Here is a 16,744-nt window from a genome sequence, read left to right as displayed (position 1 = left end):
CCGGACCGGTCAGGTGGAGGAGTCGCGCATGCCGCACAGCCCCGGACGGGCTCGACCCGAGAACCGCGTCGTCCGCGAGCACCGCCCCGAGGTCGGCGGTGTGCTCGGGGAGCTCGCCATCGCGGCCGCCGGCATCGGCACCTTCGACTGGAACCTCGTGACCGGCCGGGTCGTCGTCGACCCCGCCCTCGCCGAGCTCTACGGCCGGGACGCCGGCACGCCCCTCGAGCAGTCGGCGGAGGAGTTCCTCGCGCACGTGCACCCCGAGGACCGCCCCGGCGTGGACCGTGCCGTGGCCCAGGCGGTCGAGGCGCACGACGAGCTCGAGGCGGAGTACCGGGTCCTGCCGGCCGGCGCCGCCCCCGACACACCCCCGCGGTGGATCACCGCCCGCGGTCGTGTGCTGCACGACCGCGACGGCACCGCGGTGCGGCTGCTCGGCGCCGCGCTCGACGTCACCGGGCGGCAGGAGGGCGAGGAGCACCTCGGCCGCGTGCTCGAGGCCATGCCGACCGCGTTCTTCTCGCTCGACCACGACTGGCGCTTCACCTACGTGAACACCGAGGCCGAGCGCGTGCTGGGTGCGGACCGCCAGACGCTGCTCGGCGGGGTCGTGTGGGACCTGTTCCCTGCCGCCGTCGCGTCGGACTTCGAGGTGCACTACCGCCACGCCATGACGGCGGGCGAGCCGGTGGCGTTCGACGCGTACTACCCGCCGCCGCTGGACGCCTGGTACGAGGTGCGCGCCTGGCCGGGTCCCGACGGACTGTCGGTGTACTTCCTCGACATCACCGCCCGACGTCGTGCGCAGGAGGAGACCCAGCAGGCCGTGCGCCGGGCGGCGCTCATCGCGCAGGTGACCGCGGCACTCACCGAGACCCTCGACGGCGAGCTGGCGGTGGGGCGGCTCGCCGAGCTGGTCGTCCCGGTGCTCTCCGACTGGTGCATCGTCACGCTCGTCGACGACGGCGAGCTCGCCGGGGCGCGGCGCGGGCTGCGGGACATCGGCTGGGCGCACGCCGACGCCGCGTCGCGCCCGGTCGTGCGCGCGTACGCGGAGAACCGGTTGACCGCGTTGAGCGACGAGTCGTTCCTGGTCCGGGCGCTGCGCACCGGCGAGATGGTCGTGACCGGGCACGGCGCGACCGACGCGATCGACGGCATGCTCAGCTCGGACGAGGCCCGCCGCCTCATCCACGAGCTCGCGCCGGAGACGCTCGTCGTGCTCCCCCTGCGGGGGCGGGCCGGGACCGTCGGGCTCATCTCGCTGTTCAGCGGGCCGACGCGCGCACCCTGTCCGCCGAGGAGCTCGCCGTCGCGCAGGAGGTCGCGGGGCACGCGGGCCTCGCCCTGGAGAACTCCCGGATGCTGCGTCAGCAGCGTCAGCTCGCCGAAGGGCTGCAGCGTGCCCTGCTCACCCAGCCGCCCCGCACCGACCGGCTGGACATCGCGGTCCGCTACGTCCCGGCGGGTGAGGCGGCGCAGGTCGGCGGGGACTGGTACGACGCGTTCGCGCAGCGCGACGGGGCCACGGTGCTGGTCATCGGCGACGTCGTCGGGCACGACATCGTGGCGGCCGCGGCGATGGGACAGCTGCGGTCCCTCCTGCGGGGCGTCGCCGTCACGACCGGCGCCGGTCCGGCCCGGCTGCTCCACGAGGTCGACACCGCGATGGTGACGCTGCAGGCACCGACCATCGCCACCGCCGTCGTCGCCCGGGTCGAGCCGGTCCGCGAGGACCAGAGCGACGCCGACGCCGACGCCGGACCGGCGGGCGCCGACCCCGGCGTCCGTACCGTGCGGTGGTCCAACGCCGGCCACCCGCCGCCGATGCTCATCGCCCCGGACGGCTCGGTGTCGACGCTGGCTGCCTCGCGCAGCGACCTGCTGCTCGGCGTCATCCCCGACGCCGAGCGGCACGAGTCGGTCATGACGCTCACGCCGGGGTCGACGCTGTTCCTGTACACGGACGGGCTCGTCGAGCGTCGTGACGAGTCCCTCAGCGACAGCCTGCAGACGCTGCGCGGCGTCCTGGCCGACGTCGCCCACCTCGACGTCGAGGGGCTGTGCGACGCGGTCCTGGACCGGCTGCTGCCCGCACGTCGCACCGACGACGTCGCGCTGGTCGCCGTGCGCGTGGCCCTGCCCGGCTGAGTCGTCCGCCGACCGACCCGCACCACCCTGGAGGTCCCGTGCCCACGAGCCGCTCGGCGTCCGCGACGCGCACCATCGCCCTGCCCGCCGACGCGGTGTGGGACGCCCTGACGGACCTCCCCGCGCTCGCCCGCGTCCGACGGCACGTCACCGCGGTGCACGTGCGCACGCCCGGGCCGTTCGACGCCGGCACCCGGTGGACCGAGACCCGCACCGGGCGGTCGCGCCGGCCGGTGACCCTGGACTTCACGGTGGAGACCGTCCTGCCCGGCGAGGGGTACGAGGCGCTCGGGACGATCGGTGGCACGGTCTGCCGGGTCACCTTCCACCTCGTGCGCCGCGGGGTCGGCACGACCATGGTGGTCAGCACGTTCGACGTCGAGCACGAGGCCCCCGGTCCTCGACGCGGCGCACGCTCGAGGTCGCCTTCGGCACACGCGACGGCCGGCTGTACCGCCGGCAGATGGCCGACGACCTCGCCGACGTCGAGCGCGCCGCCCGGCGCGGCGGGCGCGGGCGCTGAGCCGTGTCCGATCGCGGGACCGACGGCGCCGGCGGCACCAGCAGCACCAACGGCCCCAGCAGCACCAACGGCTCCAGCAGCACCAACGGCCCCAGCGGCACCAGCGGCACGGACGTCGACCCGGACGTCGCGCGTGCACTCGCCGTCGTCCGGGACGACGCGGTGCGCCGGCTGACCGGGCTGACCGAGGGCTTCGACGAGCTCGTGGCAGCATCCCGCGACTCCAACGCGGACGACGAGCACGACCCCGAGGGCGCGACCATCGCGTTCGAGCGGTCACAGCTCGACTCGCTCGTCGCGCGGGCCAGGCACCAGCTCGCGGAGGTCGACGCGGCACGGGACCGGCTCGCCCGTGGCCGCTACGGCACCTGCGAGACCTGCGGCCGCCCGATCGCGGCGGCCCGGCTGGAGGCGCTCCCGCTCGCACGCACCTGCATCGGGTGCGCGTCCGGGCGCCGGTGAGGCAGCCCGGCGTCGGTGAGGCCGCCCGGTGTGTCCGGCGGCGCGGCGATTCGTCCGGTACGTCCCGTGACGACCGTCACGCGGACGGGTGCCGCGCAGGCCACCGCGCCGACGGGGGCCTACGCTCACCCGTGGGCTCGGCGACGAGCCCGACGGGTCGCCGTCACGGCCCGGCCATCAACGGACCCCTGGAGCGACGTCTGTGACCTCGGCACGCCACGGCCGCGTCGGCGCGACGCCCGGCACCGGTGCGCGCGCCGTCGACACCCAGGAGCTGGCGACGGTCCTCAACGACTTCGCGGCCACCGTGACCGGCGACTTCTCGGTCGGGGACATCCTGCGCCAGCTCGGCTCCGGGGTGACGCGGGTGCTGGACGTCGACGGTGCCGGCGTGATGACGCCGCGCCCGACCGCCGGCTCCCTGCGGACCGCGTTCGCCACGGCGGGTCTCGGTGAGGCGGTCGAGCGGCTCGAGGAGTGCCTCGGCGAAGGGCCGTCCCACGACGCGTACCTGACCGGGGACCTCGTCGTCGTCGACGACCTCGCGTCCGCCGATCGCTGGCCCGAGCTGGAGCGTCAGGTGACCACCCTCGGTGCGCGCGCGGTGACCGCGGTCCCCATGCGCGCTCGCGGTCGGCTGTGGGGCGTCCTGAGCCTGTACCGCCTCGACGACGCCCCCTCACGCCTGCCGAGCTGGCCGCCGCGACCACGCTCGCGAACCTCGCGACGTCCTACCTCGTGGTGGCGGCGGACCGGGACACCGCCCGGCACGCGCAGGACGAGCTGGCGCACCGCGCGACGCACGACCCGCTGACCGACCTGCCGACGCGGTGGATGTTCTTCGAGCGCGTGACGCACGCGATCGCGAGCCTCGCCCGCCGTCCGGGGCACGTCGGCGTGCTGTTCCTCGACCTCGACGCGCTCAAGGAGGTCAACGACACCTTCGGCCACGACGCCGGCGACCGGCTGCTGACCACCGTGGCCGAGCGGGTGCGGGGGCCCTGCGGCCGACCGACATCCTGGCGCGCCTCGGCGGTGACGAGTTCGTCGTGCTGCTCGAGGGCCTCACGGCGCCGCTCGCGGCCGGCAAGGTCGCCCAGCGCATCCTCGACGCGCTGCGTGCGCCGTACCGGCCGGCCGGGTTCGCGATGAGCACGTCGGTGAGCATCGGCATCGCCACGACCGACGACCCGACGCAGACGGCCGACGCGCTGGTCTCCCAGGCCGACTCCGCGATGTACCGGGCGAAGGACGCCGGGCGGGGGCGGTTCGAGGTCTTCGACGCCGAGACCCATGCCGCCGAGCGCGCACGGGCGGCCGCGGAGGAGCGGCTGATCGCCGAGCTGGGGCAGGCCCTGCGCGGTGACGAGCTCGAGCTGCACTACCAGCCCATCATCGACCTGCTGGCCGCGCCGGCGGACACCGCGCGGGGCGTCTACGCCGTCGAGGCGCTGGTCCGTTGGCGTCACCCCACACGCGGGCTGCTCCCGGCGGGTGCCTTCATCGACGCCGCGGTCCGCGGGGGCTGATCAACGACCTCGGCGCGTGGGTGCTGGGCGAGGCGTGCCGACAGGTGACCGAGTGGGACGTCTCCCTCGGCGACCGGGCGCCGCAGCGGATGTTCGTCAACGTGTCCACCGAGGAGCTCACCGACCCGCGCCTGCCCGAGCGCGTCGCCCGCACCGTGGCGTCCTACGGTCTCGACCCGCACCGGCTCACGCTCGAGATCACCGAGTCCGGCGTCATCAGCCACCCGGAGGTGACGGTCGCCGCCCTCGAGCAGATCCGCGCGCTCGGGGTGCAGCTGGCGATCGACGACTTCGGCACGGGGTACTCCTCGCTCGGGCGCCTGCTCGAGATCCCCGCCGCGACGCTCAAGGTCGACCAGTCGTTCACCCGCAACCTGTCCGGCAACCGCGACGCGGCGGCCGTCGTCTCCGCCGTGCTGCTGCTCGGGCACAACCTGCGCCGGACCGTCGTCGTCGAGGGCGTCGAGAACGCCGACACCCTGCAGAGCCTGCACGAGCTCGGCTGCACGCACGTCCAGGGTTATCACCTGTCGGTCCCGCAGCCCCCCGACGCCCTCCGTGCCCAGCTGCTCGACCCGCCGTGGGCGGCGACCCCGCTCGACCTGGGCTACTGAGCCCGCTCGGGGGCGGGGGTCGGTGACGTGCCGACCGAGCCGACCGAGCCGGGACGCCGGCGCCGGCCAGGCGTAAGGTCGGGAGGACCACACAGGCCGCTCCCCGCGAGGTGAGGTCCATGCCGCAGCGCCCGACCGTCCCGGATCTCCTCCCCCTGCTCGCGCGGGGCCGGCATCGTTCGCCCCGACGCGGGGCCTGCTTCATGGAGCTCGCGTCCTACCTGGCCGGCGAGCGGTGGAGCGACCACCCGGCGTGCACCCACCCGCTGCTGGCCCGGCTCGCGCGGGATGTCAACGACCTCACCTCCGACGACGCCCGCCCACGGCTGGCACCCCTCATCCCCGCGGTCATCGGCCTCGTGAGCACCGACCGGCGCTGGGACCACGAGATCGCCCTCCTCGCCGCCTGCGCGGCGCTGCCGGTCGCGCCGGAGGAGCGTCAGCGCGCGCTCGCGGTCGGCATCCTCACCTGCGTACGGCTCATGGACGCCGACGGCGTCCCGGCGGACGCCCCGCCGCGCGCGCGGGCATGGGCTGCGCTCGACGACGTGCCGCTCGCCGCCCGCTGGGCGGAGCGTTTCGCCGCCGAGCACGGCAGCGGGTCGCTGGCGCACCACCCCGGTCCCGCCGTGGTCGACTTCGCCGTGCAGGCCGTCGCCGGGACGGGTCGACCGGACGCCGACGACACCCTGCACCGCATGCTGCACGACGCCGTCGACGTGTGCCGCCGCCTCGCCGGGCTCGAGCCGGTGGACGCCTCCCCGTGCCCGACCCCGACGCGTGGGCCGCGGCGTGGAGCGGCGTGTGCGCGCCGGCACCGCGGGTCTGAGCGGTCGCCCGGTGGGAGACCCGGTCGCAGACCTGATGTCAGACCTGGTGGCAGAGCTGGAGGCAGACCTGGTGGCACGGTGCCAGCGGGCGACGTCCCGGGGCACCGGCGGGGGTGGCACTCGGTGACCGGGCTGCGCCGGCTCGTGTGGCGGGCGTGCTACGAGCTGCTCGGCGCCCGCGTGCGCGAGCCCGCCTGGGGGTTCATGAACTACGGCTATGCCGACCTCGCCAAGACACCCGGGCCGACCTCGGGGGCGACGTCGGAGGCGGCGCCGGGGGCGGCACCGGGGGCGACGCTGGAGGCGACGTCGGAGGCGGGGTCGGGCGTCGGACCCGGGGCGGTGCCGCTGGACCCGGCCGACGAGCCCAACCGTTCCTGCATCGCGCTGTACGTCGCGACGGTCGCGGGCACCGATCTCACCGGGGCCGACGTCCTCGAGGTCGGGTCGGGCCGCGGCGGTGGTGCGTCGTACCTCGCCCGGTACGCCGGGCCGCGCACGACGACGGGCCTCGACTTCTCCGCCGCAGCGACCTCGCTCGCCACGCGCCACCGCCGGGGACCCGGTCTGCGGTTCGTCCGCGGTGACGCGCTGGCCATGCCCTTCCCGGACGCGTCGTTCGACGCCGTGGTCAACGTCGAGTCCTCGCACTGCTACCCGTCGATGCCCGGCTTCCTGGCCGAGGTCCGACGGGTGCTGCGGCCCGGTGGTGTGCTCCTGCTCGCCGATCTGCGGAACTCCGGCGACGTCGCCGACCTCCACCGCCACCTCGCGTCGTCCGGCCTGGAGGTGGACGAGGTGGTGGACATCACCGCGAACGTGGTGGCCGCGCTGCACGGGGACAACGCCCGCAAGCTCGCGCTCATCGATGCCTGGATCCCTCGACCGGCGCACCGCGTGTTCCGCGTGTTCGCCGGCATCGAGGGCACCCGCAACCAGGTCGGCCTGACGCGCGGTGACCTCCGGTACCTGCGGGCACGACTGGCGAAGCCGCAAGCCAGTGTCGACACACTGACCGGCCGGGGCGGACCGTTCCGGTTGCTGGCCCTGTCGGCCCCACCTAGCCTGAATGAGGCAGCACAGGAGGGCGGTCTCGACAAGCACCCGAGCGGCGCCAGAGCACCGATCGGGGCCGGCACAGGCTTCAGACAGGAGCCTCGGAGCCGGTGGCAGTCCGGCGGGCGACCGTCACGGAGGGACCGCACCGACCTGCCGGTGCTCCGGGGTTCTCCGCGTCACCACGCGGCGCCCCATCCCCACACCACTGGAGGAATCACCATGATCGGCACAGACGAGATTCAGAACCTGCTCGTGTCCGGCGGCACCGTGATCGGCTCGGACGGGGACAAGATCGGCAAGGTCAGCCAGGTCTTCCTCGACGACCAGACGGGCAACCCCGAGTGGGTCACCGTGACGACCGGCCTGTTCGGCACGGCGGAGTCGTTCATCCCGCTCAACCAGGCCTCGGTGCGCGGTGACGAGATCGTGGTCCCCTACGACAAGTCGACCGTCAAGGGCGCCCCGCGGGTCGAGGACTCCAACGGTCACCTGTCGGAGTCCGAGGAGGCCGAGCTCTACCGCTACTACGGCCTGGACTACACGAGTGGCACCGAGACCGCCGGCACGGCCGGTACCGCCGGCACGGGTGGCGTGGGCTACGACAGCGCCGCCACGACGGACTACGACGTCACCGACACCGCGGGCCTCGACAGCACCACGACGACGGGCACGACCGGCACTGCTGGCATGACCGGCACCGCTGGCACTGCTGGCACCGCTGACACGACCGGCACCGTGGGCCACGACACGTCCGGCCCCACGACCGACGACGCCATGACGCGCTCCGAGGAGGAGCTCCACGTGGGCACGGAGAAGGTCACCACGGGCCGCGCGCGGCTGCGCAAGTACGTCGTCACCGAGCAGCAGACGGTGAATGTCCCGGTCAGCCACGAGGAGGTCCGTCTCGAGCGCGAGCCGATCACCGACGGCAACGTGGGCGACGCGCTCGACGGCCCGGCCATCAGCGAGGAGGAGCACGAGGTCGTCCTCACCGAGGAGCGCCCCGTGGTCGCCAAGGAGACCGTCCCGGTCGAGCGCGTGCGCCTCGACAAGGAGACCGTGACGGACACCGAGACGGTCACCGACTCGGTCCGCAAGGAGGAGATCGAGCTCGACGACGACTCCACCCGCGGGACCAAGGGTCTCTGACACCTCACGCTGACTCGGCGAGCACGTCGGCACCGACGCCCACGCCGAGTGGAGCACCGCACCATCCGACGGCCGGCCACGGGTTCTACCCGGGGTCGGCCGTCGTGCTTCCGCGGAGCCACCCGTGCGGTGGCCCTCACCCCAGGAGATGACGTCGGATGAGCACTTCACAGCACGGAGCCGGTCGGCCGGCTCAGGAGCCCAACCCCACCGGGGCCGTCTCGGCCAAGGCCTTCGGGCGCGACCGCCAGAGCGTGCTCGAGCGTGAGAAGGAGCAGTTCGGGGGCATCAAGTTCGGGTCGGCGTTCTTCGGGTGGCTGACGGCCACCGGGACGGCGGTCCTCCTCACCGCGCTCGTCGCCGCCGCGGGGACGGCCGTCGGCGTCGCCAACGACACGGACGTGAACGAGGCGGCCGACGCCGTCGCGTCGGACCCCACCACGATCGGGATCGTCGGCGGGATCGCGCTGTTCCTCGTCCTGTTCCTGTCCTACTTCTGCGGTGGCTACGTCGCCGGCCGCATGGCGCGGTTCGACGGCGCCAAGCAGGGGCTGGCCGTGTGGATCTGGGCGATCCTCATCGCGGTCGTCGTCGCGATCGTGGCCGCGGTCGCCGGGGACCAGTTCAACGTCCTCGGTGATCTCAACAGCTTCCCGCGCATCCCGGTGAACGAGGGCGACCTGACGACGGGCGGCGTCATCGCGCTCGTCGTCGTCGCGCTCGCGAGCCTGGCCGGCGCGGTGCTGGGCGGCATCACCGGCATGCGGTACCACCGCAAGGTCGACCGCGCCGGTCTCGGTCGCTGACCGCACGGTACGGACGGGTGCCGGTCACCCGTCGATGACACCCGGAGCCCCGGGCGGCGGACCTCGGTCCGACCGTCCGGGGCTCCGTCGTGCCGGCGCCGGCTCGGCTCAGCGTCTGGCTGTACGGCTGGCTCGGCGCTCGGCTCAGGGTTCGGCTCAGTGCTCGACGATCGCGGGCCGCGCGGGGTCGTCCGCGCGCACGACGACGTCGGCGGTCGCCTCCGGGTCGACCTCGGTCGCGTAGCGCTCGAACGCGGAGAGCGTCCAGTGGTCCGCCTCGGGGGTGCGGCGGCGCAGGGTCGGCGCGCGCAGGGAGAGGTGGACGGTGAGGTCGAGGTCGAGCCAGCGACCCAGGAGCAGGGCGCCGTCGAGCACGAGGACCGCGCCCGGCGGGGCGTCCTGCGCCGGAGCGCGGGTGGCCCGGTCGCGTGCGGCGTCCCACAACGACGGCAGGTAGCGGCCGCTCCCACCCGGGCCCAGCGGGTCGATCACCTCGCGGGCCAGTGCGCCGCCGTCGAGCCAGTCGTCGAGCAGCGCGTCGGGGTCCTCGCGCCCGTGCTCGAGCCGCACCGACGCCGGCCGCAGGAAGTCACCGGCGCTCACGCGGAGCACGGGCCGGCCGGCAGCGCGCAACGGGTCGACGAGGGCATCGGCGAGGCCGGCGGGTCGCGCCGCGGGGCGCCGTCGACGGCGACCCGCAGCCGCGCCTCGCGGTCGTGGCCGGCTGCCGCGGCGAGCACGCGTTCGACGACGTGGTCGACGACGCCGCCCGGCGTGGACGGGCGGACCTGCGGGGCGCTCGACCCGGACCTCGACCCGGACCCCCGCCCTGCCACCCGGGTCACGCGTCACCACGGGCGACGGCCCGGCGGCGTGGCAGCCCGAAGCGGTCGAGGTCGGCTGCGGCCACCACATGGCGTCCCTCCGCGCGGACGCGCGCCTGCTTCACGAGCGGGCCGACGTCGGGGTAGCGCGACGAGAAGTGGGTGAGCACGACCGTGCCCGCGGCACGCACGCTCGCGCCGAGCGCACCCGCCTGTCCCGCGGTGAGGTGCCGGTACTGCGCCGCGAGGGCCGCGTCGTCGTCGGCGAAGGTGCTCTCGACCAGCAGCAGGTCGACGCCGTCCGCCAGCGCGCGGGCGCCGTCGCACTCCCCCGTGTCCATCACGACGGCGACGGACTGCCCCGGGCGCGGGACGCTGACGTCCCCGAGCCGGACGCCGCCCACGCTCCCGTCCCGCTGCAGGCGGCCGACGTCGGGCCCCCGGATGCCGGCGGCGATGAGGCGAGCGGGGACGAGGCTGCGTCCGTCCGGTTCCCGGAGGCGGTAGCCGTAGGTCTCGACGCGGTGGGCGAGGGGTTCGACGGTGAGCCCGTCGGCCACCTCGCCGGCGCTGCCGTGCGGGTGGAGGCGCAGGTCGAGTCCCGGGGTGGCCAGCGAGACCAGCGCGCGGACGACGTCGTCGCCGGACGCCGGGTAGTGCAGGTGCACCGGGTGGGCGACGCCGTCGAGGACCATGCGTGACAGCACGCCGGGCAGCCCGAAGCAGTGGTCGCCGTGCACGTGGGTGAGGCAGATCCGGGTGACGGCCGACGCGGCGACGCCGGCGTGGATGAGCTGGCGCTGCGTGCCCTCGCCGGGGTCGAACAGCAGGCCGTCGCCGTCCCAGCGCAGCAGGTACCCGTTGTGGTTGCGCGTGCGGGTCGGGACCTGGGAGGCGGTGCCGAGGACGACGAGCTCGCGCGTCACGGCGTCCCCAGGGCGGCGGCGAGCCGTTCGAGGAGGTCGCGCTGAGCGGTGACGACGAGGTCGCGCGCGTCGGCGAGCGGGACCCAGCGGGCGCGGTCCAGCTCGGGGAAGAGCTGCCGCCGTCCGCTGCGTGGCGGCCACTCGATCTCGAAGGTGTTGCTGGCGATGGTGGTCACGTCGAGGTCGCCGGCGCGTGCCCACGCGGTGACGGTCTTGCCGCCGCGCTGCCGCACGGTCCCCAGGGGCAGGTCGGGGCGGTCGGCGTCCGGGGGTGGGCGGCCGATCTCCTCGGTGAACTCGCGCACCGCTGTGGCGTGCGGGTCGTCGTCGGGCCCGTGCTCGCCCTTGGGGATCGTCCACGCACCGGCGTCCTTGCGGGCCCAGAACGGGCCGCCCATGTGCCCGAGCAGGACCTCGACGTCGTCGCCGGTGGCGCCCCGGCGGCGGTACAGGAGGAGGCCCGCACTCGTCGTCATGCGCACCCTCCCGTGCCTTCCGTGCCGTCCTGTGCCGTGCGTGAAGTGCCGTGCCGACCGTGCCGTGCCGTCCGTGACGTCCCGGCCGGTGCCGTGGCCGGGTGCCGTGTCCTGGCGCGGCTCCGGTGAAGGCTAGTGCGGCGCGGGCCGCTCGTCCGGCGGTGCGGCCGTGCCCGGGTGAAGATCGACGCATGACGGTCACGGACGAGGTACGCACGCGCATCGGCGACGCGCTGTTCGCGCGGGTCGCAGGACCGGAGGGCCCCGAGGCGCGTGACCGCATCCACGGCACGCCGGGGCCGCGGTGGTTCCCCGAGGGCAGCGCGATCCAGCGGGTCCACGGGGATGCGTCCATGTTCATCGGCGGCCTGCGGGCACTGCTGCTGCAGTCGCTGCACCCGCAGGCGATGGCCGCGGTGGCGGCGCACTCGGGCTACCGCGGTGACCCGTGGGGCCGTCTCGCCCGCACGAGCACGTTCCTCGCGACGACCACCTTCGGCACGGCCGACGACGCCGCCCAGGCCGTCGCCGTCGTGCGCGCGGTGCACGAGCGGATCAGCGGCGTGACGTCCGACGGGCTGCCGTACGCGGCGTCCGACCCGCACCTGGTGCGCTGGGTGCACGTCGCGGAGGCGCACAGCTTCCTCGCGGCGCACCAGCGCTACGGCGCCGAGCCGCTCGACGCCGCCGGCTGCGACGAGTACGTGGCGCAGGTCGCCGTGGTCGGGCGGGCGCTGGGCGCGATCGACCCGCCCACCACGCTCGCGGAGCTGGTCGACCAGCTGCGTGCGTACAGTCCCGAGCTGCGCGCCACGACGGAGGCGCACCAGGCCGCCCGGTTCCTCCTGGTGAGCCCGCCGCTCCCCTGGGCGGCCCGGCCGCCGTACGTCGCGCTGGCCGCCGCCGCGGTCGCGATGATGCCCCGCTGGACGCGTCGGCCGTTGCGGCTGCCGTACCTGCCGGTCGCGGAGGACACGGTGGTGCGGGCCGCCGGGCATGCGATCACGCGCACGATCCGCTGGGCGCTCGGGGCTGCGGAGCGGCGGGTGGAGTCCGGGGAGCCTGTGGGCGTGGGCGCCCGCCCGGTCGGAGGCGTCCCGTCGGGCGAGGTCACGCGGGGTGGGCCGAACGCCCACGGGTGAGCCGACGGCGTCTCCGCCGGGTGTGCTGATGGCGTGTGGTCACCGAAGCCTTCCGACGACGGGATGATCGCGGGAGTTGCCGGCGCCATGTTCGGCCGAGCTCTGCTCGGCTTGGTGGGGCGGATTGGGCGGCGTGACGTCGGGGTACCCCGGCGACGTGACTCGATCGTCGTCACACGTGTGTGACGGTCTCGGGCCGATCGCGGCCCGCGGATGACCGCACACACGCACTAATGAATCCGTCCTCTCACTGGCATTCTGCCGCGACCACAGGCCGCCGCCACAAGTCGCCGTCCACACAAGCCACGACCTCTGCGACGCTTGTCAGTGGCTCGTCCTAGCATGGAGGTCAGGGAGTTGAAGAAAAGCGGCGACGACGCCGCGACCATTCGGCGGGGAGGTGGGTGCGGTGGATTCCGACGACGTCACGCCCACCCCTTCGGGAATTGCGCGCGGGTTCTCACCTGACCTTTCCGCACTGCCGGCCGACGTCGCCGCGGCGGTGGGTGCGTTGCTGTCCGCGACCGACGCGCTGGCCGCGGTGGACACCACCGGCCTGGATGGCGCTCAGGCTGCGGTGATCGCCGCCGCGGCGGCGTCGGTGGTCAGCCGGTTGGGCGTGGTTGGTGCGCGGATGCTGCCGGTGGTCGAGGCCGACGGGTTGTGGGCCCTGGGTGGGGCACGGTCGTTCCCCCGCTGGGTCGCCGCCCGGCACCGGGTCAGCGTGCGGACCGCGCACGCCCAGGTGCGCCTGGGCCGGGCACTGCGTGACCACCTGCCCGCGACCGCGGCTGCCGGCGTGGCTGGGGCGATCACCCACGAGCAGGTCCAAGTGATCGGCACGATCGCGCCCACCACCCTGCTGCGGCGCGAGGTCCTCGCTGATCCGGGGAACGAGTGCAACGAGGCGTTCCTGGTCGGGCAGGCCAAGGGGTGGCCGGTCGACTCGCTACGGATCCTCACCCGCCGGTGGGCCGCCGCCGCCGACCCCGACGCCGACGACCGCGGCTACCGCGACGCCGCCGACCGCGAGCACTTCACCATGTCCCGCACGTCCGACGGGTACCACCTGGCCGGGCAGCTCACCATCGACAACGGCCAGTACCTCAAGGCCGCCCTCGAAGCGATCACCCCCGTACCCGCGGTCGGTGACGACCGGACCCCCGCCCGGCGGCGCGCCCAAGCCCTCGGCGACCTCGCCCGCGTCGTCCTCGACCGCGGCCTGACCGGCACCCGCGGCGCAGTCCGCTCCCACGTCAGCGTCCTGGTCCCCTACAGCGTCATCACCGACGCCGAAGCAGCCGCACACGCCGGGGCAGGCGCAGCGACAGCCGCAGCGACAGCCGACAGCACGAGAGCCGGCGCGGACGGCGGCCAGGCGGAAGACAGCGCCGGCCGTGGTCCCGAGATGTCCACCGCGCACTCCACGGACGGCACGGACGGCGTCGTGGCGCCGGCAGGTGGCGAGGCCCCCGCCCAGCTGAGCGCATACGGCGCGCAGACCGAGCAACCCGAGCAGGCCGGCCACGTCGAGGGAGCCGAGGCCACCGAGGGGGCCGAGGCGGCCGAGGCGGCCGAGGCGGCCGTCCACCAGCCCGGGTCTGACGACCTGTTCACCGCAGCCGCGGTCAGCGGCGTTTCACCGATCGGCATCCCGCAGTACCACGACGGGACCCCCGTCCCGCGGGCGGCGTTGGACCGGTTGATGTGCGACGGAGCATTCACCCGATTCCTCTTCTCCGCCGACTCCCAGATCCTCGATGTCGGCCGCGAGAGACGACTCTTCACCCCGCACATGCGCGCCGCCATCATCGCCCGCGACAAACACTGCGCGTATCCCGGCTGCACCGCACCACCGGTGCTCTGCGAAACCCATCACGTCGATCAATGGGCGCGCGACCACGGCACCACCTGCGTCACCAACGGGATACTCCTGTGCTGGTACCACCATGACCTGATCCACCGCATGAACATCACCATCACCCGCAACAAGGAACGATGGGCTTTCACCGACCGATTTGGCGCCGCGATCGGTGGGACCACCGGATGGGTGAGCGGCACCGACCCGCCGGACACGGTCGGACGTGGGTGAGTCGGGCGGCGGGAGCATGCTCCGCCTGACCACCTCCCGGGCCTCCAGCTGGGCAGGCCCGGGAGACCACGTCACTCCGCGTACCGCGGGTATACGGGCGCACAGCCGCGACAGCGGTACAGCTGCCCGAGACGTGCGAACCAGCGGATCAGGACTTGCGCTGGTCCATCTTGAGCCCCTCGAACGAGTGCTCGGTGTGGTGCGGTGGGAGCGACGCCGTCGTGTCGCTGACGATCTCGTGACTGAGGTGAGCGGCGATCCCGGGCGGCACCTGGTCCCACGCCTCCCGGGACAGCCTGATCCGCGGCGGATGCGGGTCGGTGGGGTCGGCGAGCCGATCCACCACGGCACGGTCGTCAGGCGACACGATGCCGACGATCGCGACCGGCCGCATACGCGCATGGATTCCCATGGCCGACCCGCGGTGCAGCATGAGCCCCGACCGCACCGACACGTTCCCCGCCTTGGCGTGAAACGCCTGGAGCCGCCCGTCGAGCTCGGCGGTCCGGTCCTCGGGCGGGAACATCCCGCCCTCGAAGTCGTCCCCCGGCTCGACGTGCGTGCCGAGCACACCCTGGAACGGGCCGTCGACGACGTCGACCGCGGACGCATTGACCGCGAACGACGTCAGGCGGCCCTCCTCGCGCGTCGCTCGGGGCATGGGGAAGTCGCGGTGCCACGGCTGGTCCTCGGCACCCGGGAGCGGCACGTCACAACCGAGCTCGACCACCCGCCAGTCCGGCCCGAACATGTGCTCCGCGAGCCCGACGAGCTGCGGGTGGCTCACCAGATCCCAGAAGCCGCGCACCCGCTCGACGTACGGCTCGAAGTAGAAGCGGTTCCAGCCACGCGGCGCCACGCCGCCCGGCGTCCGCAGGGCAGCGGTGAGCTCACCCGACAGGTCGTCGTCGAGGTCCGCGGCCCACGCGGGACGAAACGCCCCGCGCACGACCGCGATGCCCACGTCGGTCACCTCCCGGGCGAGGGCGACGACGGCGGGGTCGGCCCCCGACCCGGACGCGCCCCCGGCGCACCCGACCGGTCACCCGACGGTCCGGCGCTCCTACGCGCTGGCGTACCTCTTCGCCGCTCGCTCCCGCTGCTGGGCAGCGAAGGTCTCGCGGTCCTTGGGCGGGGCGTGCGTGACCAGCGACTCGAGCAGGTGCCGCGTCGCGTGCGCCACCTCCTCGACGGCGCGGTCGAACGCCTCCTGGTTGGCGCGGGACGGTTTCGTGCTGCCGCTGACCTTGCGGACGTACTGCAGCGCCGCGGCGTGGACCTCGTCGTCGGTGGCAGCGGGCTCGAAGTTGTGCAGCTCATGGATGTTCCGGCACATGCGTCGAGGCTACGCGCGCTGCTCCGTGAGCGGCGGAGCTTACCCCGAGGTGGGCCGCGCCTTTCACCGCGGTCCAGCCACCACGTCGACGACGCCGACCGCGTCGCCTCCGGTCACCTCGTCGGCTGAGCACTCACGCGGCTGCCGCGTGCCTCCGCGTAGCGGCGCAGCGCCTCGGCGCGCTCCGCCCCGTGGTCGACGACGCGTTGCGGGTAGCCGTGCGCGTAGCCGTCCGGCACCTTCCACGGCTGGTGGACCGCCGCGCCGGACACGTGCGCCAGCTCGGGGACGTACCTGCGCACGTAGTCGCCGTCGGGGTCGAACTTCTCCCTGCAGCACCGGGTTGAACACCCGGAAGTACGGCGACGGGTCGGTGCCCGTGCCTGCCACCCACTGCCACCCGTGGCTGTTCGAGGCGATGTCGCCGTCGCGCAGGTGGCGCAGGAAGTGCCGTGCTCCGTGGACCCACCACACGTGCAGGTCCTTGACGAGGAAGCTCGCCACGACCATCCGCACCCGGTTGTGCACCCAGCCCTCGCGCAGGAGCTGGCGCATGCCGGCGTCGACCAGCGGGAACCCCGTCCGGCCCTCCTGCCACGCGGCGAAGGTCTCCCCCGGCTCGTCGTAGGCGATCGACGACAGGTCCGGCGACAGGTCCGCCCACGCCGACTCCGGGCGGTGCCACAGGACGTCGGCGTAGAAGTCGCGCCAGCACAGCTCGGTCGTGAACCGGGTGGCGCCCTCGCTGCGACCGAGTGGGTGCGCGGCGAGGTCGGCGAGCATCGTCCGCGGGTGGATCGTGCCGTACTTGAGATGCACCGA

The 16,744-nt window shown here is 74.3% G+C and carries 17 protein-coding genes and 2 pseudogenes; 12 read left to right on the top strand and 7 right to left on the bottom strand.

Going from position 1 to position 16,744, the window contains the following annotated elements; translation table 11 throughout:
* Positions 1 to 28 precede the first annotated feature (28 nt).
* The 10 genes and pseudogenes from REH70_RS08725 (at position 29) to REH70_RS08685 (ending at position 9,126) form a co-directional block, all read left to right on the top strand.
* The gene (locus REH70_RS08725) at positions 29 to 1,678 is read left to right on the top strand and encodes a PAS domain-containing protein (RefSeq protein WP_310753775.1); all 1,650 of its coding nucleotides are present in this window, start codon (positions 29 to 31) and stop codon (positions 1,676 to 1,678) included.
* Positions 1,570 to 2,154 (top strand): PP2C family protein-serine/threonine phosphatase, encoded by a 585-nt coding sequence (locus tag REH70_RS08720; RefSeq protein ID WP_310754211.1) that lies wholly within the window; start codon positions 1,570 to 1,572, stop codon positions 2,152 to 2,154. Before REH70_RS08725 ends, REH70_RS08720 begins: the two co-directional genes overlap by 109 nt.
* Positions 2,067 to 2,543: pseudogene (locus tag REH70_RS20590) on the top strand (SRPBCC family protein); the annotation flags it as partial. The gene REH70_RS08720 and the pseudogene REH70_RS20590, both read left to right, overlap by 88 nt.
* 137 nt (positions 2,544 to 2,680) lie before the next feature.
* Positions 2,681 to 3,139 carry a TraR/DksA C4-type zinc finger protein gene (locus tag REH70_RS08715; RefSeq protein ID WP_310753774.1) on the top strand — a complete coding sequence of 153 codons (459 nt, stop codon included), beginning with the start codon at positions 2,681 to 2,683 and terminating at the stop codon, positions 3,137 to 3,139.
* Between the two features lie 202 nt (positions 3,140 to 3,341).
* The gene (locus REH70_RS08710; protein WP_310753773.1) at positions 3,342 to 3,953 is read left to right on the top strand and encodes a GAF domain-containing protein; all 612 of its coding nucleotides are present in this window, start codon (positions 3,342 to 3,344) and stop codon (positions 3,951 to 3,953) included.
* Positions 3,878 to 4,291, top strand: coding sequence for a GGDEF domain-containing protein (locus REH70_RS08705; RefSeq protein ID WP_310753772.1), 414 nt, complete (start codon positions 3,878 to 3,880; stop codon positions 4,289 to 4,291). The genes REH70_RS08710 and REH70_RS08705 overlap by 76 nt, the downstream gene beginning before the upstream one ends.
* Positions 4,189 to 4,668 (top strand): diguanylate cyclase domain-containing protein, encoded by a 480-nt coding sequence (locus REH70_RS08700; RefSeq protein WP_310753770.1) that lies wholly within the window; start codon positions 4,189 to 4,191, stop codon positions 4,666 to 4,668. The genes REH70_RS08705 and REH70_RS08700 overlap by 103 nt, the downstream gene beginning before the upstream one ends.
* A 44-nt stretch (positions 4,669 to 4,712) precedes the next feature.
* Positions 4,713 to 5,282 carry an EAL domain-containing protein gene (locus REH70_RS08695; protein ID WP_310753769.1) on the top strand — a complete coding sequence of 190 codons (570 nt, stop codon included), beginning with the start codon at positions 4,713 to 4,715 and terminating at the stop codon, positions 5,280 to 5,282.
* A gap of 119 nt (positions 5,283 to 5,401) precedes the next feature.
* Positions 5,402 to 8,320 (top strand): DUF2382 domain-containing protein, encoded by a 2,919-nt coding sequence (locus REH70_RS08690; RefSeq protein WP_310753768.1) that lies wholly within the window; start codon positions 5,402 to 5,404, stop codon positions 8,318 to 8,320.
* 158 nt (positions 8,321 to 8,478) lie between these two features.
* The gene (locus REH70_RS08685) at positions 8,479 to 9,126 is read left to right on the top strand and encodes a hypothetical protein (protein WP_310753767.1); all 648 of its coding nucleotides are present in this window, start codon (positions 8,479 to 8,481) and stop codon (positions 9,124 to 9,126) included.
* 156 nt (positions 9,127 to 9,282) lie between these two features.
* Here REH70_RS08685 and REH70_RS08680 read toward each other — a convergent pair whose 3' ends face one another.
* From REH70_RS08680 to REH70_RS08665, 4 genes are read right to left on the bottom strand one after another with little or no spacing between them, the layout of a single operon-like run.
* The gene (locus tag REH70_RS08680) at positions 9,283 to 9,729 is read right to left on the bottom strand and encodes a uridine kinase (protein WP_310753766.1); all 447 of its coding nucleotides are present in this window, start codon (positions 9,727 to 9,729) and stop codon (positions 9,283 to 9,285) included.
* Complete coding sequence (locus REH70_RS08675) at positions 9,726 to 9,971, bottom strand: hypothetical protein (RefSeq protein WP_310753764.1); 246 nt, start codon at positions 9,969 to 9,971, stop codon at positions 9,726 to 9,728. Before REH70_RS08675 ends, REH70_RS08680 begins: the two co-directional genes overlap by 4 nt.
* On the bottom strand, positions 9,968 to 10,876 hold the full coding sequence (locus REH70_RS08670; protein WP_310753763.1) for a ribonuclease Z: 909 nt from the start codon (positions 10,874 to 10,876) through the stop codon (positions 9,968 to 9,970). Before REH70_RS08670 ends, REH70_RS08675 begins: the two co-directional genes overlap by 4 nt.
* The gene (locus REH70_RS08665; RefSeq protein WP_310753762.1) at positions 10,873 to 11,352 is read right to left on the bottom strand and encodes an NUDIX domain-containing protein; all 480 of its coding nucleotides are present in this window, start codon (positions 11,350 to 11,352) and stop codon (positions 10,873 to 10,875) included. The genes REH70_RS08670 and REH70_RS08665 overlap by 4 nt, the downstream gene beginning before the upstream one ends.
* A 191-nt stretch (positions 11,353 to 11,543) precedes the next feature.
* Between REH70_RS08665 and REH70_RS08660 the strand changes: the two genes are divergently transcribed.
* Both REH70_RS08660 and REH70_RS08655 read left to right on the top strand, forming a co-directional pair.
* Complete coding sequence (locus REH70_RS08660; RefSeq protein ID WP_310753761.1) at positions 11,544 to 12,494, top strand: oxygenase MpaB family protein; 951 nt, start codon at positions 11,544 to 11,546, stop codon at positions 12,492 to 12,494.
* Positions 12,495 to 12,903: 409 nt separating this feature from the next.
* A complete protein-coding gene (locus REH70_RS08655) occupies positions 12,904 to 14,586 on the top strand; it encodes a DUF222 domain-containing protein (protein ID WP_310753760.1) in 1,683 nt (560 codons plus the stop codon).
* A 148-nt stretch (positions 14,587 to 14,734) separates the two neighbouring features.
* On the opposite strand, the gene REH70_RS08650 is transcribed toward REH70_RS08655, so the two are convergent.
* The 3 genes and pseudogenes from REH70_RS08650 to REH70_RS20585 form a co-directional block, all read right to left on the bottom strand.
* Positions 14,735 to 15,550, bottom strand: a complete 816-nt coding sequence (locus REH70_RS08650) for a phytanoyl-CoA dioxygenase family protein (protein ID WP_310753759.1) — start codon at positions 15,548 to 15,550, stop codon at positions 14,735 to 14,737.
* A 99-nt stretch (positions 15,551 to 15,649) separates the two neighbouring features.
* Complete coding sequence (locus REH70_RS08645) at positions 15,650 to 15,922, bottom strand: DUF2277 domain-containing protein (RefSeq protein WP_310753758.1); 273 nt, start codon at positions 15,920 to 15,922, stop codon at positions 15,650 to 15,652.
* Positions 15,923 to 16,035: 113 nt separating this feature from the next.
* A pseudogene (locus REH70_RS20585) lies at positions 16,036 to 16,705 on the bottom strand (FAD-binding domain-containing protein).
* Positions 16,706 to 16,744: the final 39 nt, after the last annotated feature.

The sequence above is a fragment of the Cellulomonas sp. ATA003 genome (genome assembly GCF_031582905.1).
GTDB lineage: Bacteria > Actinomycetota > Actinomycetes > Actinomycetales > Cellulomonadaceae > Pengzhenrongella.
Note: the sequence above shows the minus strand (reverse complement) of the source record. Positions and strands in the feature narration are given on the sequence as shown.

Coding starts and splice junctions, on each gene's coding strand:
- REH70_RS08725 (WP_310753775.1), top strand. CDS start 29: ATGCCGCACAGCCCCGGACGGGCTCGACCCGAGAACCGCGTCGTCCGC.
- REH70_RS08690 (WP_310753768.1), top strand. CDS start 5,402: ATGCCGCAGCGCCCGACCGTCCCGGATCTCCTCCCCCTGCTCGCGCGG.
- REH70_RS08685 (WP_310753767.1), top strand. CDS start 8,479: ATGAGCACTTCACAGCACGGAGCCGGTCGGCCGGCTCAGGAGCCCAAC.
- REH70_RS08665 (WP_310753762.1), bottom strand. CDS start 11,352: ATGACGACGAGTGCGGGCCTCCTCCTGTACCGCCGCCGGGGCGCCACC.
- REH70_RS08660 (WP_310753761.1), top strand. CDS start 11,544: ATGACGGTCACGGACGAGGTACGCACGCGCATCGGCGACGCGCTGTTC.
- REH70_RS08645 (WP_310753758.1), bottom strand. CDS start 15,922: ATGTGCCGGAACATCCATGAGCTGCACAACTTCGAGCCCGCTGCCACC.